The organism is Alishewanella aestuarii B11 (assembly GCF_000280055.1).
Taxonomy (GTDB): Bacteria; Pseudomonadota; Gammaproteobacteria; order Enterobacterales; family Alteromonadaceae; genus Alishewanella; species Alishewanella aestuarii.
The window spans coordinates 154,211-175,476 of sequence record NZ_ALAB01000005.1 but is presented as its reverse complement, the minus strand read 5'-3'; the positions used below and the strand labels follow the sequence as shown (position 1 = coordinate 175,476).

19 protein-coding genes are annotated in these 21,266 nt (G+C 54.7%); 14 read left to right on the top strand and 5 right to left on the bottom strand.

Annotated features, from left to right (window positions below; genetic code table 11):
- The first annotated feature begins 63 nt into the window (after positions 1–63).
- Both AEST_RS03735 and hemL read left to right on the top strand, forming a co-directional pair.
- A complete protein-coding gene (locus tag AEST_RS03735) occupies positions 64–1,068 on the top strand; it encodes an aspartate carbamoyltransferase (RefSeq protein ID WP_008607168.1) in 1,005 nt (334 codons plus the stop codon).
- Positions 1,069–1,086: 18 nt separating this feature from the next.
- Positions 1,087–2,367, top strand: a complete 1,281-nt coding sequence (gene hemL, locus AEST_RS03730; protein ID WP_008607167.1) for a glutamate-1-semialdehyde 2,1-aminomutase — start codon at positions 1,087–1,089, stop codon at positions 2,365–2,367.
- Between the two features lie 70 nt (positions 2,368–2,437).
- Here the strand turns inward: hemL and mrcB are convergent, their stop codons facing one another.
- The 3 genes from mrcB to pepB are packed head-to-tail and all read right to left on the bottom strand — an operon-like array spanning position 2,438 to position 8,487.
- The gene (gene mrcB / locus AEST_RS03725) at positions 2,438–4,681 is read right to left on the bottom strand and encodes a penicillin-binding protein 1B (RefSeq protein WP_008607166.1); all 2,244 of its coding nucleotides are present in this window, start codon (positions 4,679–4,681) and stop codon (positions 2,438–2,440) included.
- Positions 4,678–7,128 carry an ATP-dependent helicase HrpB gene (gene hrpB / locus AEST_RS03720; RefSeq protein WP_008607163.1) on the bottom strand — a complete coding sequence of 817 codons (2,451 nt, stop codon included), beginning with the start codon at positions 7,126–7,128 and terminating at the stop codon, positions 4,678–4,680. Before hrpB ends, mrcB begins: the two co-directional genes overlap by 4 nt.
- Before the next feature lie 54 nt (positions 7,129–7,182).
- Positions 7,183–8,487, bottom strand: coding sequence for an aminopeptidase PepB (gene pepB, locus AEST_RS03715; RefSeq protein ID WP_008607162.1), 1,305 nt, complete (start codon positions 8,485–8,487; stop codon positions 7,183–7,185).
- Positions 8,488–8,695: 208 nt separating this feature from the next.
- On the opposite strand from pepB, the gene dksA reads away from it, so the two are divergent.
- From dksA to frdD, 12 genes are all read left to right on the top strand, one after another.
- A complete protein-coding gene (dksA, locus tag AEST_RS03710) occupies positions 8,696–9,145 on the top strand; it encodes an RNA polymerase-binding protein DksA (RefSeq protein ID WP_008607161.1) in 450 nt (149 codons plus the stop codon).
- Positions 9,146–9,156: 11 nt separating this feature from the next.
- Positions 9,157–10,065, top strand: a complete 909-nt coding sequence (gene gluQRS, locus AEST_RS03705) for a tRNA glutamyl-Q(34) synthetase GluQRS (protein WP_008607160.1) — start codon at positions 9,157–9,159, stop codon at positions 10,063–10,065.
- 112 nt (positions 10,066–10,177) lie between these two features.
- Positions 10,178–11,641, top strand: a complete 1,464-nt coding sequence (gene pcnB / locus AEST_RS03700; protein ID WP_008607157.1) for a polynucleotide adenylyltransferase PcnB — start codon at positions 10,178–10,180, stop codon at positions 11,639–11,641.
- Positions 11,628–12,131: a 2-amino-4-hydroxy-6-hydroxymethyldihydropteridine diphosphokinase gene (gene folK / locus AEST_RS03695; RefSeq protein WP_008607156.1), complete on the top strand. Its 504-nt coding sequence runs from the start codon at positions 11,628–11,630 to the stop codon at positions 12,129–12,131. The genes pcnB and folK overlap by 14 nt, the downstream gene beginning before the upstream one ends.
- A 52-nt stretch (positions 12,132–12,183) precedes the next feature.
- Positions 12,184–12,978, top strand: a complete 795-nt coding sequence (panB, locus tag AEST_RS03690) for a 3-methyl-2-oxobutanoate hydroxymethyltransferase (protein ID WP_008607155.1) — start codon at positions 12,184–12,186, stop codon at positions 12,976–12,978.
- A complete protein-coding gene (gene panC / locus AEST_RS03685; protein ID WP_008607152.1) occupies positions 12,978–13,820 on the top strand; it encodes a pantoate--beta-alanine ligase in 843 nt (280 codons plus the stop codon). The genes panB and panC overlap by 1 nt, the downstream gene beginning before the upstream one ends.
- Positions 13,821–14,678 carry a DUF72 domain-containing protein gene (locus AEST_RS03680; protein ID WP_008607150.1) on the top strand — a complete coding sequence of 286 codons (858 nt, stop codon included), beginning with the start codon at positions 13,821–13,823 and terminating at the stop codon, positions 14,676–14,678.
- Between the two features lie 81 nt (positions 14,679–14,759).
- Positions 14,760–15,659 carry a prenyltransferase gene (locus tag AEST_RS03675; protein WP_008607149.1) on the top strand — a complete coding sequence of 300 codons (900 nt, stop codon included), beginning with the start codon at positions 14,760–14,762 and terminating at the stop codon, positions 15,657–15,659.
- Between the two features lie 13 nt (positions 15,660–15,672).
- Positions 15,673–17,442 (top strand): fumarate reductase (quinol) flavoprotein subunit, encoded by a 1,770-nt coding sequence (frdA, locus tag AEST_RS03670; RefSeq protein ID WP_008607148.1) that lies wholly within the window; start codon positions 15,673–15,675, stop codon positions 17,440–17,442.
- A gap of 2 nt (positions 17,443–17,444) precedes the next feature.
- Positions 17,445–18,158 carry a succinate dehydrogenase/fumarate reductase iron-sulfur subunit gene (locus AEST_RS03665; RefSeq protein WP_008607147.1) on the top strand — a complete coding sequence of 238 codons (714 nt, stop codon included), beginning with the start codon at positions 17,445–17,447 and terminating at the stop codon, positions 18,156–18,158.
- A gap of 8 nt (positions 18,159–18,166) precedes the next feature.
- On the top strand, positions 18,167–18,556 hold the full coding sequence (locus AEST_RS03660) for a fumarate reductase subunit C (protein WP_008607146.1): 390 nt from the start codon (positions 18,167–18,169) through the stop codon (positions 18,554–18,556).
- A complete protein-coding gene (gene frdD / locus AEST_RS03655; RefSeq protein WP_008607145.1) occupies positions 18,553–18,921 on the top strand; it encodes a fumarate reductase subunit FrdD in 369 nt (122 codons plus the stop codon). Before AEST_RS03660 ends, frdD begins: the two co-directional genes overlap by 4 nt.
- On the opposite strand, the gene AEST_RS03650 is transcribed toward frdD, so the two are convergent.
- A complete protein-coding gene (locus AEST_RS03650; RefSeq protein WP_008607144.1) occupies positions 18,911–19,543 on the bottom strand; it encodes a DUF2959 domain-containing protein in 633 nt (210 codons plus the stop codon). The genes frdD and AEST_RS03650 overlap by 11 nt on opposite strands.
- A gap of 35 nt (positions 19,544–19,578) precedes the next feature.
- Positions 19,579–21,228 (bottom strand): pyridoxal-dependent aspartate 1-decarboxylase PanP, encoded by a 1,650-nt coding sequence (panP, locus tag AEST_RS03645; protein ID WP_008607143.1) that lies wholly within the window; start codon positions 21,226–21,228, stop codon positions 19,579–19,581.
- Positions 21,229–21,266 lie beyond the last annotated feature (38 nt).

Sequence of the window (21,266 nt, the reverse complement as noted above, 5' to 3'; positions counted from 1 at the left end):
AGCCGGCTTTGCCGTATAATCAGCCAGCCGTGTTGCAACGCCCTACGACAAGTGAGCATCCCGATGAGCTTTAAAGGTCAGCATATTCTGTCGGTCAAACAATTCGACCGCGACAATATCCAGTATATTTTTCAGATCGCCCGTAAGATGGCGCCCTACGCCAGCCGGAAAAAACGCACCAAGGTCTTGGATGGCGCCATCCTCGGTAACTTATTTTTCGAACCCAGTACCCGCACCCGGGTCAGCTTTGGTTGTGCCTTTAACCTGTTGGGTGGCGAAGTCCGTGAAACCACCGGTATGGAGTCCTCCGCCTTATCCAAAGGTGAGTCCTTGTATGATACCGCGCGGGTGATCAGCAGTTACAGCGATGTGATAGCGATGCGCCATCCTCAGGCTGGCTCTGTCGCAGAATTTGCTGAGGGCAGCCGGGTACCGGTATTAAACGGTGGCGACGGTGCCAATGAGCACCCCACGCAAGCCCTGCTGGACCTGTTTACCATTGAACGCGAACTCCAGGCCTCGGGCCAGAGTATTGATGGTATGCACATTGCGATGGTCGGCGATCTGAAGTTTGGCCGTACCGTGCATTCGTTATCTAAATTGCTGGCACTGTATAAAAACCTGCAGATCACCCTGATTTCGCCGCAAGAGCTGGCGATGCCGGATGAAGTGGTCAGTGCCCTGGATAATGCCGGCCACCGCTTAACCATTACCGATAAACTGGAAGGCAATCTGAATGCCGATATCGTCTATCAGACCCGGATCCAGGAAGAGCGCTTCCCCTCTAAAGCCGAGGCCAATCAGTACCGCGGTAAATTCCGGCTGAACCAGGAAATTTACACCCGGCACTGTAAATCCAATACCGTGATTATGCACCCGCTGCCGCGCGACTCGCGACTGGAAGCAAACGAGTTGGATAATGATTTGAACCTGAATCCAAATCTGGCCATCTTCCGCCAGGCGGATAACGGTATTCTGGTGCGGATGGCACTGTTTGCGCTGACTTTAGGCGTACAGGATCTGGTACAGGACTACGAGTGCACTGTGCCCTGGTACACCAATAAATAAGCGGTTATAGGAATTATTATGTCTTTATCATCTGAATTATTTCAACGCGCGCAGCGTACTATCCCGGGTGGGGTTAACTCGCCGGTGCGTGCCTTTAAAAGCGTTGGCGGTGAGCCTTTCTTCGTCGCCAAAGCCGACGGCGCCTACCTGTTTGATGTTGATGGCAAACGCTATATCGACTATATCGGCTCCTGGGGCCCGATGTTACTGGGTCATAACCATCCAGCGATCCGTGATGCCGTGATTCGTGCGGCAGCCAATGGCTTAAGTTTCGGTGCGCCCTGCCCGGCAGAAGTGACCATGGCCGAAAAAGTGGCTGAACTGGTACCCAGCATGCAAATGCTGCGGATGGTCAGTTCCGGTACCGAAGCAACGATGAGCGCAATCCGACTGGCGCGCGGTTATACCGGTCGCGATACCATCGTAAAGTTTGAAGGCTGTTACCATGGTCATGCTGACTCCTTGCTGGTTAAAGCCGGCTCTGGCGCCCTGACGCTGGGCGTACCCAATTCACCGGGCGTACCGGCAGACTTTGCCAAATATACCCTGACCTGCGAGTTTAATAATCTGCCACAAATTCAGCAGTTATTTGCCGAACAGGGTAATCAGATCGCCTGTATTATCGTCGAGCCGGTGGCCGGCAATATGAATTGTATTCCGCCTGAGCCTGGCTTTTTAGAGGGGCTGCGCGCCCTTTGTGACGAGTACGGCAGTGTGCTGATCTTTGATGAAGTAATGACGGGTTTCCGCGTTGCGCTGGGTGGTGCTCAGGCCTATTACGGCGTGACGCCGGATCTGACGACACTGGGTAAAATCATCGGTGGCGGTATGCCGGTTGGTGCTTTTGGCGGTAAAAAAGAGATTATGCAACATCTGGCGCCGCTGGGCCCGGTGTATCAGGCCGGCACCTTATCCGGTAACCCTATTGCGATGGCGGCGGGTTTAGCGGCCCTGACTGAAATCAGCAAGCCGGGGGTGTACGAGGCATTAACCGAAAAAACCGCCCAGCTGATTAAAGGCTTAGCTCAGGCCGCGGCTAAACATGCTGTACCGGTGAGCTTTAATCAGGTCGGTGGTATGTTTGGCTTGTTCTTCACCAACGAGGGTCGGGTCAGTAACTACCAGCAAGCCACCCGCTGTGATATCGACGCCTTTAAACGCTTCTTCCATCTGATGCTGCAACAGGGGATCTATCTGGCGCCTTCTGCCTATGAAGCCGGCTTCCTGTCGCTGGCACATAGCGCAGAGGACTTAAAGGAAACCATCGCTGCGGCTGACTACGCTTTCTCGGCATTATAAAGCGCCAACAGTAATCGGGTTATACCAAAACGCCAGCGCTATGCTGGCGTTTTATTTTGGTGTTCTCAGCTTAATCGCAATCCGCTAAACCCAATAGCGAGTTTTTATGGGCTGGTAACAGCCAGCTGTTGGGGCAGTATTCCGGCACCGGTAAACCGCTTTTGGTCGAAAAACGCTGCCACTCCACCTGCTCCGGCATATAGCGGATCAGATTCTGGCTGCCTTTCTGCCGGAAATAATCGGCAAATAAGCGTAAGGCGCCGGTACCACCGGTCAGGCCGGTACTCTTATTATCATCCCGGCCCAGCCATACTGTTACCAGGGTGTCCTGGTCAAAACCGGCAAACCAGCTGTCGCGGTAATCACTGGAAGTCCCGGTTTTACCGGCAAAGGTCGGTCTGGGCCAGCTACGCGCCAGCGACTGGGCGGTGCCAGTCAGGGTTGACTCAATCATCGCGTAGTGCAGCAGATAAATATCTTCCACTGGATAACGCCGGCTTGGCTGTTGTGACCTTTGATAGAGCGCGCTACCTTGCTGATCGGTCAGTGCCAGCACTGTGGCTAATGGCTGATGCACCCCATTGTTAGCAATAGTCTGGTATAGCTGGGTGACTTCATAGGGGCTTAAATCAATAGCGCCCAGTAAGGCTGAAGGATACAAATTGACCCGCCGCTCCAGCCCCAACCGGCGCAAACTTTCCTGCACCTTCGGCAGCCCGAGCTGCAAACCGAGGCGCACTGTTGGCACATTCAGCGAGTCGGCCAAGGAGCGCAGCAGAGAGACGTCACCGCGGAATTTTTTATCAAAGTTTTGCGGCTGCCAATCCTGATTATTGTTTCGTAAACTGATTGGGCTATCGTCCAGCATAGTGCCCAGCGTATAGCGACCGCGCTGTGCCAATGCCTCCAGATAAATCGGTGGCTTAACCAGGCTGCCAATCGGCCGGCGGGCATCCAGTGCCCGGTTAAAGCCGGCGAAACCAGCGGTTTTACTGCCAACCAGTGCCTTAATCGCTGCTTGCTGATAATCAACGACCAGCATCGCGGCCTCCAGCTCCGGATTCATCGCCGGCACCGTGTCGGCCACAGTGCGCTCAGCCTGAATTTGCGCCAGTGGATCCAAATAGGTAAAGACTTTAATGCCGCTATGCAACATCCGGCTATCCAGGTTCAGTTGCCGCAACTCTTTGCGCACGGCATCCAGATAAGCGGGGAAATTGGCATTCAGGAACTGGCCGCGTTCAATCACCCTAAGTGGTGTCGCAATGGCGCGCTCATAGGCGGTTTTATCCAGCAAATGTTGTTCAAACATCAGCCGCAGCACCAGATCGCGGCGCTGTTGCGCACGCTGTGGAAAGCGGCGCGGGTCATAGAAACCCGGACCTTTGACGATACCGATCAGCAAGGCGTACTGTTCCGGATTTAACTCGGCCAGCGGCTTACCAAAATAAAACCGGCTGCCCAGACCAAAACCGTGGATCGCATTATTATGGTTTTGCCCCAGATAGATCTCGTTCAGATAGGCTTCCAGGATCTGATCTTTACTAAAGCGGTATTCCAGCACCAGCGCAATAAAGGCTTCGTTGATTTTCCGCCACAGAGTACGGTCCTGTGTCAGATACATATTCTTTGCCAGCTGCTGGGTCAGGGTAGAACCGCCCTGCACCGTGCGCCCGGCACTCAGATTGACGAAGAAAGCCCGCACTATCGATAAGGGGGAAACGCCTCTGTGCTGATAAAAATCACGATCTTCAACCAGCAATAAGGTTTCTTTCAGTAGCTCAGGTACCCGCTCCAGCCTGACCAGCTCGCGGTCCTCCTGCTCAGCCGACACCAGATGTTCAATCAATTGCGGTTCCAGCCGGGCAAAATCAACCGCGCTATTCTGGCGCACAATACGGCTAACACCATTGCGGTTAAACTCAACACTAAACTGTTCAGCGGGGACTTCGCCTTCCAGGTAAACAAAGCCGCGCCGGAATATGGTAACGCTGCCGCCACGCACGTTAAACTGCCCGGGACCGGTTAGCTGGTCACTGCGCCGGTACTGCAACTGCTCCAGCTCCCGCACCAGATTGGCCTGAGTTAGAAACAGGCCCGGGTAGAGGGTCAGGCTGCGGCCATAAATTTGTGCCGGGATCTGCCATTTCTGGCCGGAGAAGGTACTGGTGATCTTACTGTCGAGATAAATCAGATAAATGCCCAGCCCGAGTACCAGCGCCAACGCCAGTTTCAGGCTGGTTTGCCAGATCAGGCGCCACCAGCGGCCCGGACGGCTGCTGGATACGGCTTTTTTGCTGCGCTTTCGGCTCATAACTGCATCGCTTTTTTCGTTTTGGTGGTCGGCAGCGCCGTCGCCGGATCGTCCGGCCAATAGTGTTTAGGGTAACGCCCTTTCATTTCCTTTTTTACCTCTGGCCAGGCTTGTTGCCAGAAGCTCGCCAGATCCCGGGTAATTTGCAGCGGCTGCCGCCCCGGTGACAGCAACGTCAGCGTCAGGGCCAGTTGCCCGGCCAGCACCGTCGGCGAAGCGAGTTGACCATACATTTCCTGAACCCTGACTGAAAAACCCGCTCCCCCCGGCAGGGTGTAATCAATACTGACTCTGGAGCCAGCCGGGGTTTGCCAGTGCTCCGGTAACCACTCGTTCAGTTGCTGTTGCTGCCGGTAACTCAGCTGCTGCCACAGTAAATTGTATAACGGCAGTTGTTGTAGCTCCGTCAGCTTATTCAGCTCGCCAAGGTAGGGGCCCAGCCAGACGGATAAGGTCGTTAGTAAGGCAGCATCGCTCAGATCCGGTAAGCTGCTGTCCACAGTGCGCGCCAGCGCCAGCCGCTGCTGCAGTTGCCGGCAATGGTCGTTAAACGGCAATAACTGCAGACCCTTACGCAGCAGATAGTCGAGCCAGGCTTGCTGTCTGAGCTGGGGGGCCAGCTGTAACTGCGCCGGCTTGCGCTGCAGTACTAACTGACCAAAGCGCAGTTGCTGTTCACTAAAAAACGCCTGCTTCTGCTCATCCCAACCACTGTAACTTTGCCAGCTTAACTCAGGCCAGTCCGCCAGTACCTCGTCCAGCGTAATCGCCACCGCCTGACTAATGCGGTTTTGCTGCTGATAGTCACGGCTGCTGCTCACCACCAACAAGGCTTGCCCCGACAAGGGATCATCCGGCGCCAATACCGCGCCACAACCATTGGCCAGTAAATAGCCCTGACCACGGCGCTGCGCCAGCCGATCCGGAAAGGCGCGTAGCAATAAGGTTGGCAGCAATTGCAGTGGCAAGGTCGTCAGCTTGCTCACGCCAAGCTTGCGGGCAAACTGCTCGGCCTGCGGGTATAAGCTGGCAAAAGGTGGCCGCCGCTGCTGGAGCAGTGCGAGTTGTTGATACAGGTCCTGCGTAGCGGGCCGGCTCTCTTCCAGCAAGGCGGCTAACAGGGCTGCCAGCCAACCGGCACCGGCGGTACTTTCTTCCAGCTGCCTGGCATGCTGTAACATACTGGCCAGCCGGATGTCGGTAGCAAACTGGTACAGTTCACGACCATAGCGGGTGAGCTGCCCTTTAGCATCCAGCACCTGTAGTTGCTGCAATAAGGCCGTCGCCGCGGCCAGATTACCGCTGGCCGGGGCCGTTAACCAGTTTAACGCCTCTGGCTGACAACCCCAGACTGCCAGCTCCAGCCGCAGCTGGGTTAATTCCGCCAATTCGATCTCCGGCGGCTCGAAAGCCGGGCGGCGCTGCCATTGCTCCGGCGTATCCAGCCGGTAACAAATGCCCGGCGCCAAACGACCAGCGCGACCGGCGCGCTGCACCGCTGCAGCCTGGCTTATGGCAACGGTTTCCAGTTTAGTCAGGCCATTACGCGCCTGATAGCTGGCCCGGCGTGCCTGGCCACTGTCTACCACTACGGTAATGCCTTCAATGGTTAAGCTGGTTTCGGCCAGATTAGTCGCCAGCACAATTTTATACTGGCCGGCCGGTGGTGCGGCAATAGCGGCTTGTTGCTGCGCCAGGCTGAGGCTACCGATTAGGGGCCAGACTTGCAGCTCTGGCGGCAAGCCCTGGCTCTGTAACCAAGTGGCGGCCTGCTGAATTTCGGCCTGACCGGGTAAAAATACCAGCAGATTGCCGCCGTGCAGACGATAAGCCTGTAATGCCAGCTTAGCGGCCTGTAATGCCAGCGGTTCTTTCGACACCGGCATCGGCGGCTGATAGCGGATCTCAACCGGATAGCTGCGACCGTCGCTTTGCAGCAGCGGCGCCTGCAAATACTGTTGCAGTGCCTGACAATCCAGCGTCGCCGACATCACCAGCAGCTTTAACTGTTCATTCAGTTGCTGCACCTCTAACGCCAGCGCTAACCCCAGATCGGCATGCAGCGAACGTTCGTGAAATTCGTCGAATATTAAGAAATCGACCGTAGATAACAGCGGATCTTGCTGAATTTTGCGGGTTAAAATGCCCTCAGTCACAATCAATAGCCGGGTATCAGCGCTAAATTGACTGTCCTGGCGGATTTGATAGCCCACTGTTTTACCGACCGGCTCACCCAATTGCTGTGCCAGATAGGCGGCAATGCTGCGTGCCGCCAGGCGGCGCGGCTCCAGCAACAGGATCTTCTTACCGGCAAACTGGGGCTGCTGTAACAGATACAGCGGCAAATACGTCGATTTACCGGCACCCGGTGGCGCCGACAGGATGAGGCGGTTTTGCTGTGCCAGGATCTGGCACAGCTGAGGCAGGATCTCTACAACAGGTAACAAGCTAGAGCTCTCTCAGACAGTGGCAGCATGCTCGCCGCTGGCTGCCACTGCCACTTAGGCTGACAATTCCGCTAACAGGGTAGCGGCAATAGTACGAATGCCCTGACCGGTGGCACCGGCCGCCCAATAGGCATTGGCGCTGCCATTAAAGGCGGCAGCTAGATCAAAGTGCAACCAGCCCTGACCGTCATTCGGTACAAAGCGACTTAAAAAGCCGGCAGCATTGCTGGCGCCACCGGCACCGCCACCTTTGACCGGCCGGCTGTTGGCCGTATCGGCATAAGGTGACGGGCATTGCTGCTGATGCCATTTTGCCAGCGGTAACTGCCAGGTCAGTTCCTGTTGTTCCGCCGCATAAGCCAGCGCCCGCTGTGCCAGTACCTGATCTAAGGCAAACAAGGCATTATATTCGGTGCCCACCGCCGTTTGCGCGGCGCCGGTCAGGGTTGCAGCATCAATAATCAGCCCGGCACCACTGTCGCCCGCCAGTTGCAGACCATCCGCCAGTACCAGCCGGCCTTCGGCATCGGTATTGACGATTTCTACTGTGGTACCATTTTTATAGGTAATAATATCGCCAAGCTTATAAGCATGACCGCTGATCAGGTTTTCGGCGCAGCATAAGATCAGTTTGACCCGCTGCGTCAGACCACCGAGGATCGCCAGCGCCAGCGCTGCCGTGACTGTCGCGGCACCACCCATATCACATTTCATCGTCAGCATGCCTTCAGTCGCTTTAATCGAATAACCGCCACTGTCAAAGGTAATGCCTTTACCGACCAAAGCCGCAGCAACAGGCGCATCCGGGGTGCCGGTCGGGTTAAAGTCCAGCTCCAGCAGTGCCGGTGCGCGATCGCTGCCGCGACCGACCTGATAAATCCCATGCCAGCCCGCCTGTTGCAGTTGTTCACCGAGCAGGATCTGCTGCGACACCTTGCCCTTACCTGCCACCTCTTGAATAAAGGCTGCCGCCTGCTGACACAGCAACTCAGGAGATAATTGCTCCGGCGTCTGGTTAATCAGGCCACGGGCAAAGCTGTAACAACGTACCAGCTGCTGCAAACGCGTCACGGTCGCCGCATCGCCGGTAAAATTAACACCGGTAAAGCGTTTGGCATTAATAAAGCCCTGATAAAAGGCCCACTGCGCTTCCAGCGACCAATCACCCGTTAACTGCACTTCGGTCAGGCCAAGATTATCCAGCTGCCGGGCTGCTTTTTGAATACTACGCAGCTCATCACCGGCTTTAACATGAATCTGATAGCCCTGGCTGCTTGGCGTCAGGCTGGCTTTACCAAAGGCAGCAGCGGCTGGCTGCTGAGTCAGTGAAATGTGTAACAGCTTAGTGGTCGATTCCATCTTTTACTCCGTTTATAGGGGCGCTCGGCGTTTGACGTTCGCGGGTGTGAGTCATTGTAGCACAGAGCGACTGCTGAAAATAAAGTGACTAACGGCTGTTCAGTCTGTATACTCCCGCGGTTTTTCAATAGTGATTGCGATAGCATTAATATTCTGCTATCTATAGCCGCCATCTTTTTTGCTTGGCGGTATTGTACAGGAGAGAATCATGCCAGAGGGCAATAACAACAAAACCCTGGGGCTGCTGGCACTGGCCGGTGTTGAGCCATATCAGGAGGCGGTCGGGGAAGAGTACATGAACCCGAAGCAACTGGAGCATTTCCGCAAAATTCTCGATGCCTGGCGCCAACAGTTACGGGAAGAAGTGGACCGTACCAAGAACCATATGGCCGACGAAGCCGCTAACTTCCCGGATCCGGTAGACCGTGCTGCCCAGGAAGAAGAATTCAGCTTAGAACTGCGCGCACGGGATCGTGAACGTAAACTGCTGAAAAAGATTGAAAAAACGCTACAAAAAATTGAGAACGACGATTTCGGTTACTGTGATACCTGCGGCATTGAAATCGGTATCAAGCGCTTAGAAGCGCGGCCAACTGCCGATCAGTGTATCGACTGTAAAACCCTGGCCGAAATCAAAGAGAAGCAGTTAGGCGGCTAAGGTCTTATCCCTTGGCAAACGCCAGCACTTCCCCCCAAAACACGGCCGGCTATACCGGCCGTTTTGCTCCCTCCCCTTCTGGTCCGCTGCACTTTGGCTCCTTAATTGCTGCCCTGGGTAGTTATCTGCAGGCAAAAAGTCAGGCCGGCCGCTGGCTGGTACGCATCGAAGATATCGATACCCCGCGCACCCAGCCCGGTGCCGACAGCGCCATTTTAACGGCACTGGAAAGCTTTGGTCTGCAGTGGGATGGCGAGATTTGGTATCAAAGCCAGCGGCTGGAACGTTACCAGAGCATTTTTCAACAGCTACGCCAGCAAGGGCTGATCTATGGTTGTCAGTGCAGCCGTAAACAAATTAGCGATGGCGGTGGGATTTATCCCGGTACTTGTCAGCAGCTCGGGCTGTCTGCTGAGCCGTTAGCCTGGCGACTCTGCAGCCCGGCGGCAACCGGCTTTACCGATCTGGTCTTCGGCCCGCAGCAGATCGACGCGGCCCTGGCCGCCGAGCACTATGTGGTAAAACGTCGGGATGGTCTGTTTAGCTACCAGTTGGTGGTGGTAGTGGATGATTGGGATCAAGGCATCACACAAGTGATCCGTGGCGCCGATTTGCTGACGATGACCAGCCGTCAACAGCACTTATTTTGGTTATTGGGCGCAGCAGCGCCTGACTATGGCCATTTACCGCTGGCGGTAACGGCACCTGGCCAGAAGCTGAGTAAACAAAACCATGCCAGGCCGCTGCAAGCTTGGCCGCTGACACAAAGCATGGCGGCGGCTTTAACTGTACTTGGTCATCCGCCGCCGGCAGAGCTTGCCGGTGCCCCGGTGAGCGAGCTGTTAGCCTGGGCACTTGGCAACTGGCAATTACGTCAGGTACCGCAGCAGTTGGAAGTGCGCTGCCCTGACTTTGCCTGATAAATTTGCCGCCGGCCTTACATTCTCATTTTCCGGCAATTCGGGTATGATACGCCGGTTTTTCGGCCAAAGTGCCGTATCGGTTTTTAGGAGACATATCATTATTTCGCGAGTGCTTGATTTTTGCCGCCGTAAGCTGAGCAAAACTGCTACCCAACCGAGCAGTGGCAAGCCGGCTAAAGCTGCCAAAACCCCGGCGACTAAAGCTATCAGCGCCAACCCGGTGCCCTCTTCAGTTTTGCCGCCTTTGCAGGTGATTAGCCGTGATCGGCATGCCATTTCGCGCAAAGATATCAGCCCGAATGCGCTGAAAGTGTTGTACCGGCTCAAAGATGCCGGCTACGACGCCTATCTGGTCGGTGGCTGTATCCGTGATTTATTGCTTGGCTTACAGCCAAAAGATTTCGATGTGGTCACCAATGCCAAACCGGAAGAAATTAAGCAGGTGTTCCGTAACTGCCGGCTGATTGGCCGCCGTTTTCGCTTAGCACACGTGGTGTTTGGCCGCGAAGTGATTGAAGTTGCCACCTTCCGTGGCCATCACAGTGGCGTTGACGACGAGGAAGATAGCAGCAAGATCGCCAGCCTCAGCGATCACGGTCAGATCCTGCGCGATAATGTGTACGGCACCATTGAAGAAGATGCCGAGCGGCGCGATTTTAGTGTCAATGCGCTGTACTACTCGATTAAAGACTTTGCTATCTATGATTTTGCCAATGGCATGCAAAGCATCGCCGAGCGGCGCATTGAACTGATTGGCGATCCGGAAACCCGTTATCGCGAAGATCCGGTGCGGATGCTGCGCGCCATCCGCTTTGCCACTAAATTAAATATGCAGATCGCACCGGATACGGCGCGCGATATCCCTGAGCTGGCGGTATTGCTAAAGAATATCCCGGCGCCACGGCTGTTTGATGAACTGATTAAGATGTGGCTGGCCGGCAAAGGCTTCGACAACTTTATGCTGATGCGTGAGCTGAAAGTCTTTAAGGTGTTACTGCCGCAGCTGGAAAAACTGTTAAAGCAGGAACCGGAAGGTAAAGCCTTTCAGCTGGCCACCCGTGCTTTGCAGGATACCGATCAGCGGGTCGCGCAGGACAAACCGGTGACGCCGGCCTTTGTGTTTGCCGCCATGCTGTGGTACCCGGTAGAAGTGCGGGCTCAGACGCTGCTGATTGAGAGTGGCCTGAATGAAAATGACGCCCTCAGCATCGCGATGACCGAAGTGCTGGATGACGTGCAGCGTAGTATTGCCATTCCGAAACGCTTTAGTCTGGCCATGCGCGATATCTGGATCTTACAAAGCCGGCTGCCAAAACGCGCTGGTCGTCGTGCCTTTAAGCTGATGGAACAAAACAAGTTCCGCGGCGCGTTTGACTTTTTGCAACTAAGAGCCGCCGCCGAAGGCGGTGAACTGACAGCACTGGCAAACTGGTGGCAGAGTTTTCAATTTACCGATGAAGCCGGCAAGCTGCAGCTGATTAATCAACTCGGCAAAGCCGGTGTCGAGCGGCCAAAGCGCCGGCGCACTAAACGTAAAGCGCCTACTGGCAATACTGATAATGCTGCCAGCTGAACGGTGTTATATTGGCCTGGGCGCCAATCTGGTGGAACCGGTGGCGCAGCTGCAAGCCGCGGTGACAGCCCTTGGACAACTGCCCGAAACCAGGCTGGTGCAGGTGTCGCGCTTTTACAGCTCCAAACCGATGGGACCACAGGATCAGCCGGATTATGTTAATGCGGTGGCGGCGCTGGATACCCGTTTAACGCCGCTGGCGTTACTGCATGCCTTACAGCAGATCGAACTTGCGCATGGCCGGCAACGCAAAGCCGAGCGTTGGGGCCCCCGCACCCTGGATTTAGATATCCTGTTATTCGGCATGCAACAAATCGATCATCCCGAGCTGACTGTGCCACACTATGGTATGCGATTGCGGGAGTTTGTGTTGTATCCGCTGGCCGAGCTGGCACCCGATTTAATTTTACCTGATGGCGTGGCATTAAATAGCTTATTACAACAGGTGCCACTAAATGGCCTGGCGCCACTGCAACCTCCTTGCGACTGACGCTACTTTGTGCGAAGGTGCGCATCCGGACTCACTGTCGGAATTGATCAAGATGGCTAAAATTACCACTGCCGTACTGCAAAAAATGAAGCAGCAAGGCGACAAAATCACCATGTTAACGGCTTATGATGCCAGCTTCGCCAAACTCTTTGCCGAACAAGGCGTCGACGTGCTGCTAATTGGCGACTCGCTGGGCATGGTACTGCAGGGCCATAGCGATACACTACCCGTTACCACCGCCGATATCGCTTATCACACCAGGGCGGTGCGCGCCGGTGCCCCCGATGCCTTTGTGATTGCCGATATGCCCTTTATGAGCTATGCCACGCCGGAGCAGGCGATGCAGAATGCGACGCCGCTGATGCAGGCCGGTGCCAATATGGTGAAATTAGAAGGCGGTGACTTTTTACTGCCCACCATTAAAGCCCTGACCGAGCGGGGTGTGCCGGTGTGTGGTCATTTAGGCTTAACGCCGCAATCTGTCCACTTGTTTGGTGGCTTTAAAGTGCAGGGTAAAACCGCGGAAAAAGCCGATGCCATGGTCCGGCAAGCGCTGGCGCTGCAGGAAGCCGGTGCGCAACTGCTGGTGATGGAATGTATTCCACAGCCGCTGGCCGAGCGCATTACTCAGGCGCTGACTATTCCGGTGATCGGTATTGGTGCCGGCAACGTCACCGATGGCCAGGTACTGGTGATGCATGATTTACTTGGCATCAGCAGTGGCTATATCCCAAAGTTTTCTAAAAATTACCTGGCGCAAACCGGTGACATCCGTAGCGCCATAGCAACCTATGTCAGTGAAGTGAAAGCCGGCATTTTCCCGGCAAAAGAGCACAGTTTTCAATAATGCAGCACCTGGAATCGATCTCTGCGCTACGGGCGCAAATCCGCGACTGGCGTTTAGCCGGTAAACGCATAGGCTTTGTGCCAACGATGGGCAATCTGCACGCCGGGCATTTCCGGCTGGTTGATATCGCCCGCCAACATGCCGATGTGGTGATTGCCAGCATCTTCGTTAATCCGATGCAATTTGGTCAGAACGAAGATCTGGATAAGTATCCGCGTACGCTGGCGGCAGATATGCAAGGCCTGACTGCACATGGCTGTGCCGCCTTGTTCACGCCCACGCCAGCCATCATGTATCCGCGTGGGCTGGATGTACAAAGCTTTGTCGAAGTACCAAAGCTGGGCGATTTACACTGTGGCGCCAGCCGGGCCGGTCATTTCCGTGGCGTCAGCACTGTGGTGGCAAAACTATTTAATCTGGTGCAACCGGATGTCGCCTGTTTTGGTCAGAAAGACTATCAGCAACTGGCGATTATCCGCCAGATGGTGGCGGACCTGTCGTTTCCGATTGAGATTATCGGGGTGCCGACTGAGCGCGCGGCGGATGGTCTGGCACTCAGCTCACGTAACGGTTATCTGACGGCAGAGGAACGTGCCAAGGCACCGGCGCTGTATCAGATCCTGCAGCAACTAAAACAACAGATCCTGGCTGCAGCCGCCCCCTACCGCGAGCTGGAGCAAAACGCCAAAGCGACGTTACAGGCGGCCGGTTTTATCCCGGATTATCTGAATATCAGCCATCGTCAGACCTTAGCCCTGGCCAATGACGCCAATGAGCCAAAAGTGATCCTGGCGGCAGCCAAACTGGGTAGCACCCGGCTGATCGATAATCTGGAAGTGTAAATGCTCTATCTGGGCTGCCCGCTGTGGGCTAATCCACACTGGCGTGGCAGCCTGTATCCGCAAGGCACCAGCAGCAGCGACTTTCTCGCCCATTACGCCGCCGTGTTTAACAGCGTCGAGGGCAATACCAGCTTTTACGCCGATCCGGACAGCGCCACCCTCGAGCGCTGGGCGGCGACCTTGCCTGCTGACTTCCGGCTGCAGTTAAAGCTGCCGTCACGTTTTTCGCATAACAGTGCAACGACGCAAGCAGATGATATCCTGGCCTGGTTAAAGACGCTCAGGGTGTTAGGCGATAAGCTTGGCATGCTGCATTTACAACTGCCGGCCAGTACCGGCCCGCATGCTTTGCCCTGGCTGGAACAGCAACTTATCACCCTGCACCCGCATTACCAGTTGTGCGTTGAAGTGCGGCATCCGGCCTTCTTCGATAAAGCCGTACACGAAATCCGCTTAAACCGCTTACTACAGCAGTATCAATGCGAACGGGTGGTGCTCGATAGCCGGGCTCTGTTTAGTGTGCCGGCCCGCAGTCCGGCGCTATTGGATGCGCAGCAAAAAAAGCCCCGGCTACCGGTACATGCGATCTGTCTGAGCGCCCAACCGGTGATCCGCTTTATCGGCTGTGATGATGCCAGCATCAACCAGCATTATTATCAACCCTGGTTACGCAAAGTCGCCGACTGGCTGCAGGCCGGTAAAACTCCCTACTGCTACTTTCATACTCCGGATAATCATGGCGCACCGGCCTTATGCCGCCAGTTTGTCGCTGATTTACAGCCATTGGTGCCCGGCTTGCAGCACCCGGTGCTGGCTCTTTGGCCAGGAGAAGCGCGCCAACAACTCGGTCTTTGGTAGAAAAGACCGCTGAGATCAAAGTTTTTCCGCCCAAAATCAGCTATGCTGCTTCTTAGAATGGCGTGAATGGAGAGCGGATCAGTGCTTAACACCCTGCTAGGCGTCAGCCGGGCAAATTTTCTAACCCTGACCTTAGTTTGCATCCTGCTGGCTGCCACCGCCAGTTGGCAAGCCGGCGCCTCACCTGGCTGGCCAACCCTGTTATTGGTGACCTTGCTGGCGCTCTGTGCCCATATCAGCGTTAATGCCTTTAACGAATATTTTGATTTTAAGTCCGGTCTGGATTTTCTAACCGAGCGCACACCCTTTAGCGGCGGTAGTGGTACTCTGGTGGCTAATCCGGCTGCCAGTTACACTGCACTGGCGATTGCCGTGGTCAGCTTAGCATTACTGATCGCTGGCGGACTTTACCTCACCTTATTGCATGGCTGGCAACTGCTGCTGATTGGCATACCCGGCGTGCTGATTATTTACGCCTATACCCAATACCTGAATCGTTATCCGCTGGCCTGTCTGCTGGCACCGGGCATTGGCTTTGGTTTACTGATGACGCTGGGCGCGTTTTGGGTATTTGCACAGCAAGTCAGCATGGCAGCCTGGCTGTTGGCCACCATTATCAGTTTGCTGGTCTCCAACCTGTTACTGCTAAATCAGTTTCCGGATGTCGAAGCCGACAGGCAGGTCGGACGCCGGCATTTGCCGATTGTCATTGGCCGCCGCCACAGTGCCAGTGTTTATAGTCTGCTGGCCGCTGCCAGCTACCTGTTACTGCTGCTTGGTGTTGCCCTGGGAGCGCTGCCCTGGCAAAGCTTACTTGGCTTACTCAGTTTGCCGCTGCTGCTGAAAATTCTGCCGGGCATTTTCCGGCTGGCAGATAAACCACGCGAGCTGGCACCTTACCTTGGCCTGAATGTGTTGCTGTGCCATCTTTATCCCTTACTACTCAGTGCCGGTCTGTACTGGGCCGCCAGCGGCAATTAATCACGGAGGCAGAATGCAGGTTTTAACAACGGATATTATTGTGGTCGGCGGCGGTGGTGCAGGCTTGCGCGCGGCTATTGCTGCGGCACAGATCAGACCGGATGCCCGCATTAGTCTACTGTCCAAAGTCTATCCGATGCGCTCGCATACGGTTGCAGCCGAAGGTGGCGCGGCGGCCGTCACGCTGGCCGAAGATAGTCTGGACGCACATTTTCAGGATACCGTTGCCGGCAGCGACTGGCTGGCTGACCAGCTGGTGGTGGAACACTTTGTTAAAGCCGCTTATCAAGAGCTGGTGCAACTGGAACACTGGGGTTGTCCGTGGAGCCGTAAAGCCGATGGCAGTATTCAGGTGCGGCGCTTTGGCGGCATGAAAACCGAACGCACCTGGTTTGCCGCCGATAAAACCGGCTTTCATATTTTGCATACGCTGTTTCAAACCTCGCTGCAATATCCGGCCATCCAGCGGCTGGATGAGTTCTTTGTGCTGGATTTATTAGTCAGTGAACAGCAGGTGCTGGGGGTACTGGCGTTGCAACTGAATAGCGGCGAGCTATTCCAGATCCTGGCGCCGAAAGTGATACTGGCTACCGGCGGCGCTGGCCGGCTGTTTCACTACAATACCAATGGCGGCATCGTCACCGGTGATGGTATGGCGCTGGCGTACCGGCATGGTGTGGCGCTACGGGATATGGAGTTTGTGCAATACCACCCCACCGGCTTACCCGGCTCCGGCATTCTGATCACCGAAGCCGCACGCGGTGAAGGCGGGATTCTGCTGAATAAAGACGGCTATCGTTACCTGCAGGATTATGGCCTGGGCCCGGAAACCCCGCTGGGACAACCAAAGAACAAATATATGGAGCTGGGACCGCGCGATAAACTGTCGCAGGCGTTTTGGCAGCAACAACAAGCCGGCCTTACCGGTGACTATCAGGGGCATGCCGTCGTCTATCTGGATTTACGCCATCTGGGGGCGCAGAAACTGGCCGAGCGGCTGCCCTTTATCTGTGAACTGTCACGTTCTTACGTCAATATCGATCCGGTACAACAACCGATCCCGATCCGCCCGGCAGTGCACTATACCATGGGGGGAATTCTGACCGATCTGCACGGTGAAACCAGCATCAGCGGCTTATATGCCATCGGTGAATGTGCGTCCGTTGGTTTGCATGGTGCTAATCGTCTGGGTTCAAATTCACTGACTGAGTTGCTGGTGTTTGGCAAAGCCGCCGGCGAACATGCGGCGCAAAGCCTACCGCCAACCAACACTAGCCAGCCTACTGCGGCCAATATCCAGGCTCAAAGCCGACAACTGCAGCTGGCCAGTCTGTTCGGCGCGAAACAGCAACATAGCGTCGCCAGTCTGCGCAAAGCGATGACGCTGGCGATGGAGCAAGGCTGCGGTATCTACCGCGATGACGCAGGTATGCAGCAGTGTCGCAGTACTCTGCTTGAATTACAGCAACAACTGGCTAAGCTGAAAGTCAGTGACCACAGTAAGGTGTTTAACACTGAACTGATCCAGTATCTGGAACTGAGTTTCGGCCTGGACGTCGCCCTGACCATTTGCGAAAGCGCGCTGGCCCGAAAGGAATCACGCGGTGCGCATCAACGGCTGGATCCGGGCCTGACCCAGCGTAATGATCAGGATTTTTTACAGCATACCCTGGCTTACCGGGCAGCGGATGGCCGTGTTGCACTGCGTTACCAACCAGTTAGGATCACCAGCCTACCACCGGCGGCCCGCGTCTACGGTGCTGCCGCTAAGCAAGGAGCCTGAGCATGGAAAAAACCATTATTATTCAGCGCTATAATCCCGAGCAAGATCAGGCACCCAGCGCAGAGCGCTACCAGGTCCCCTTTGACCACAGCACCTCGGTGCTGGATGCGCTGCTGTATATTCAGCAGCAACTGGATCCGACGTTGGCCTTTCGCTGGTCCTGCCGGATGGCGATCTGCGGCTCTTGCGGCGTGATGGTGAACAAAATCCCGAAATTGGGCTGTAAAACCTTTTTACGCGATTATCCGGCTGAACTGACGATTAGCGCATTGGACCATTTCCCGATTGAGAAAGATCTGATCAGCGATATGGCGGTGTTTTTAGACCATCTGCAAGCGGTAAAACCTTATCTGATTAATGATAGTAAAAACACTGAACCGCACCGACAAACGCCGGCGCAGCTGAAAAAATACCAGAAATTCTCCAGCTGTATTAACTGTGGCCTGTGCTATGCTGCCTGTCCGCAGTTTGGCCTTAATCCGGAGTTTCTGGGGCCAGCGGCGATTGTCACCGCGCAGCGTTATAACCTCGATAGCCGTGATCAGGGCAAAGCACAGCGCATGCCGCAGCTAAATGGCAAAAATGGCGTTTGGGCCTGCACCTTTGTCGGCTTTTGTGCCGATGTCTGTCCAAAACACTTAGATCCGGCAGCGGCGGTCAATCAGGGCAAAGTTGCCTCGGCTACCGATATGCTGATCAGCATCTTTAAACCTTAGGAGGCCCTATGCCAGACTCTGCCGGCGCCCGCCGCCCCTATCTGCAACCGCTCTCGCGCAGCTGGTGGCTAAAACATAGCTTTTTTCTGCGCTATATGCTGCGCGAAGCAACAGTGTTGCCGTTACTGTTTTTCTGTGGCTGCCTGCTGGCGGGGCTTTACAGCCTGAGTCAGGGAGAAAGCCAGTATCAAAGCTGGCTGGCGTTTATGGCGCAGCCCTGGGTGATAGCGCTGAATGCACTGGTGCTGCTGGCCAGCTTTTATCATGCTAAAACCTTTTTTGAACTGTTCCCACGGGTGATGCCGCTACTGCCGGCACCACTGATGATTGCCGGCCAGTGGCTCGGCACCATCGCGGTCGCACTATTGTTACTCTGGTTATTTGGAGCTATCGGATGAATCAGCCAAAACGCTCAGATGAACCGATCTGGTGGGCGCTGTTTAGTGCCGGTGGCGTCTGCTTTGCGGTGATGATTCCGGGTCTGGTATTAACCCTGGGTCTGCTATACCCACTCGGATTATTGCCAGAAGCGGCTTTCAGTTATAGCCGGGTTCAGCAACTGTTACAGAGTTTTTGGGGCTTAGCGGGCCTGATATTGGCTGGAACGGCGATTTGTTTACCGCTATTTCATGCCATGCACCGGGTGCATCATGGTTTGCATGATTTAAAGCTGGCTAAAGGGCCGCTGACCAAGGTCCTCTGTTATGGCCTGGCCAGCCTGCTGAGTATTGTTGCTATCGCTTATAGTGGGATTATTGTTTAAGGGTAGTCAGAAAGCGCTCTGACTCAGCGATGGCTTTATTCATCTCGGCCAGTAACCGGCTGATATCGCGCTCAATACTGCCAAATTCGCCTTTTAGCGCACCAATCGCCTGGGCATTCAGATTATGCTTTAAATACAGCGCATTATCTTTTAATGACGATAACACCGGTTGCATCGTTGCTTCGGCCTGGCGCATGGTCACTAACAAGCTGGTGTACTGGCGGCGGGTTTGGCTAAGTTTGCGTTCGCTATCACGCTTCAGGCTCTGATTACTATATTCTTTCAGCTCCTGCTGCCACTCTTTAAATAGCGCTTCGGCGACCTGCTCAATGGCATCGATACGGTTTTTCACATCCAGAGCTGACTTTTCACAAGCATCGTATTCCGCCTGAGTCAGTTTATACTGCCGCTGTAAATCGCCACCGTCATATTTGACCAGCGCTGAAAACTGCTCCAGCGCCGAACTGAATTGCTCCTGCGCCTCACGTTGTGATTTCTGGGCATTTTCTACGCGATCGACCAGAATATCTCTTTTATGAACACCCACCTTTTCCATCGTCGAGTAATATGCCTGCTGACAGCCGCTAAGCAGCAACAGCAGCACTAACCAGAATTTTGCCATCCTAAACTCCCTGTTCCTTATTCTCAAAGCGCGAACTAGCCGTGCAGTTGCTGCGCCGCCAGTTGTAATAGCTTAGGATAAAACTCTTTATCCTGCTGCGCTAATTGATCCTGCTCCACTAACACATCACGCAAAATCTGCTCTGTGGTCAGCGGATTGGCCAATACCACCCGAAACACTATGGTTTCCTGCCGCTGATAGCGGGCGGGTGTTAGCCGGGTGCGGGAGACGAAAGATTTACCTTCTTCGCGCTGCCGCTTCTGAATAAACTTGGTCAGGCCGTTAAGCAGTTCGTTAAAGCGCAGCAACTGCTCCGGGCTGGCACTGGCCATCGCTTTTTGCACCTGCGCCGGCACATAGCGATAAGTCAGAATACAAAGCTCAGGCTCGGTAATCAGTTCAAAGTCGATATTATGGCTAATCAACGTCGCAAAATAGCGGGCCTTTTCCAGACTGCGGTCGATCAGGATCTGATAACCCTGGCGACCAATCACCTGTAAGCAGGCATGCACCAGCATCGCCATACCGGGTCTTGAGCCTTCCAGCGTTTGGCTGCCTAAATCTTTCGAGCCTTTACGCAAAATATATTCGGCATGATGTTCAATCACGTTCGCCGTCGACGGGTGTTTAAAGACCACCATACCGGCGCCCATCGGCACATACATCTGTTTATGCGCATCAATGGTCACAGAGTCAGCACGCTCAATACCCGCTAGTAAATGCCGGTACTTAGCTGACAATAAGGTCGCACCGCCCCAGGCGGCGTCAACATGGAAATGGCATTGTTGTTGCTCGGCCAGATCGGCAAGCTCATTTAACGGGTCTATATTGCCGGTTTCCGTGGCGCCGGCCACGCCGACAATGGCCAGCACTTTAATATTACGCTCCGCAAGGTCGGCCAGTACCCGGCGCATTTCGGCAGTGTCCACCTTGTTATTGGCGTCCGTTTTGACCGACACCACCATATCACGGCCGATACCCAACACATCTGCGGCCTTACCCAGCGAATAGTGACCGCGTTCTGACACTACTATCGCCAGCCCCTGATAACCATAATGCTGCATCGCGCGGAACAGACCTTCTTTGGCGATACCTTTAAAGTCACCGTCCGGTTTTAACAAGCGGTTGCGGGCAATCCACAGCGCAGTGATATTGGCAATGGTACCACCGGAGCAAAAGGCACCCAGCGAATGATTAGCGCTGTGCATCCACTTTTTATAAAAGCCGTCTTTTTCGCCGTACACCAGATGATGCATCATACCCAATACCTGCCGCTCCAGCGGGGTAAAGGCTTTTGAGGTCTCGATTTTTACCAGGTTCTGATTTAAACCCACCATCATTTTCGACAGTGGCAGCACAAAATAGGGTAAGGCCGACGTCATATGACCAATAAAACTGGGGGCTGCAGTATGCACTGAGTGCGCCACCAGTTTTTGCATAATGGTGTCGGTATAATCAGAAACAAAAGACGGTTGCTCCGGGATCTGGAACGCCTGAAAATCCCGCTCAATCTGCCATAACGGTTTTTCCACCGCTACGATACTTTCATTTAAAAAGCCGGCCAGATTCTGCGACAGGTTTTGTTCGATAATACTAAGGGTCGAGTCCGGCGCTTCCGGGATCGTAAAAATACGCCACAGCGCTTCTTCGGAAGCCGTGGCCTGGCGTTTAATGATGTCGTTCATGCCTGTCGTTACCTGCTGTAACTCTGTCAGCGTTTATA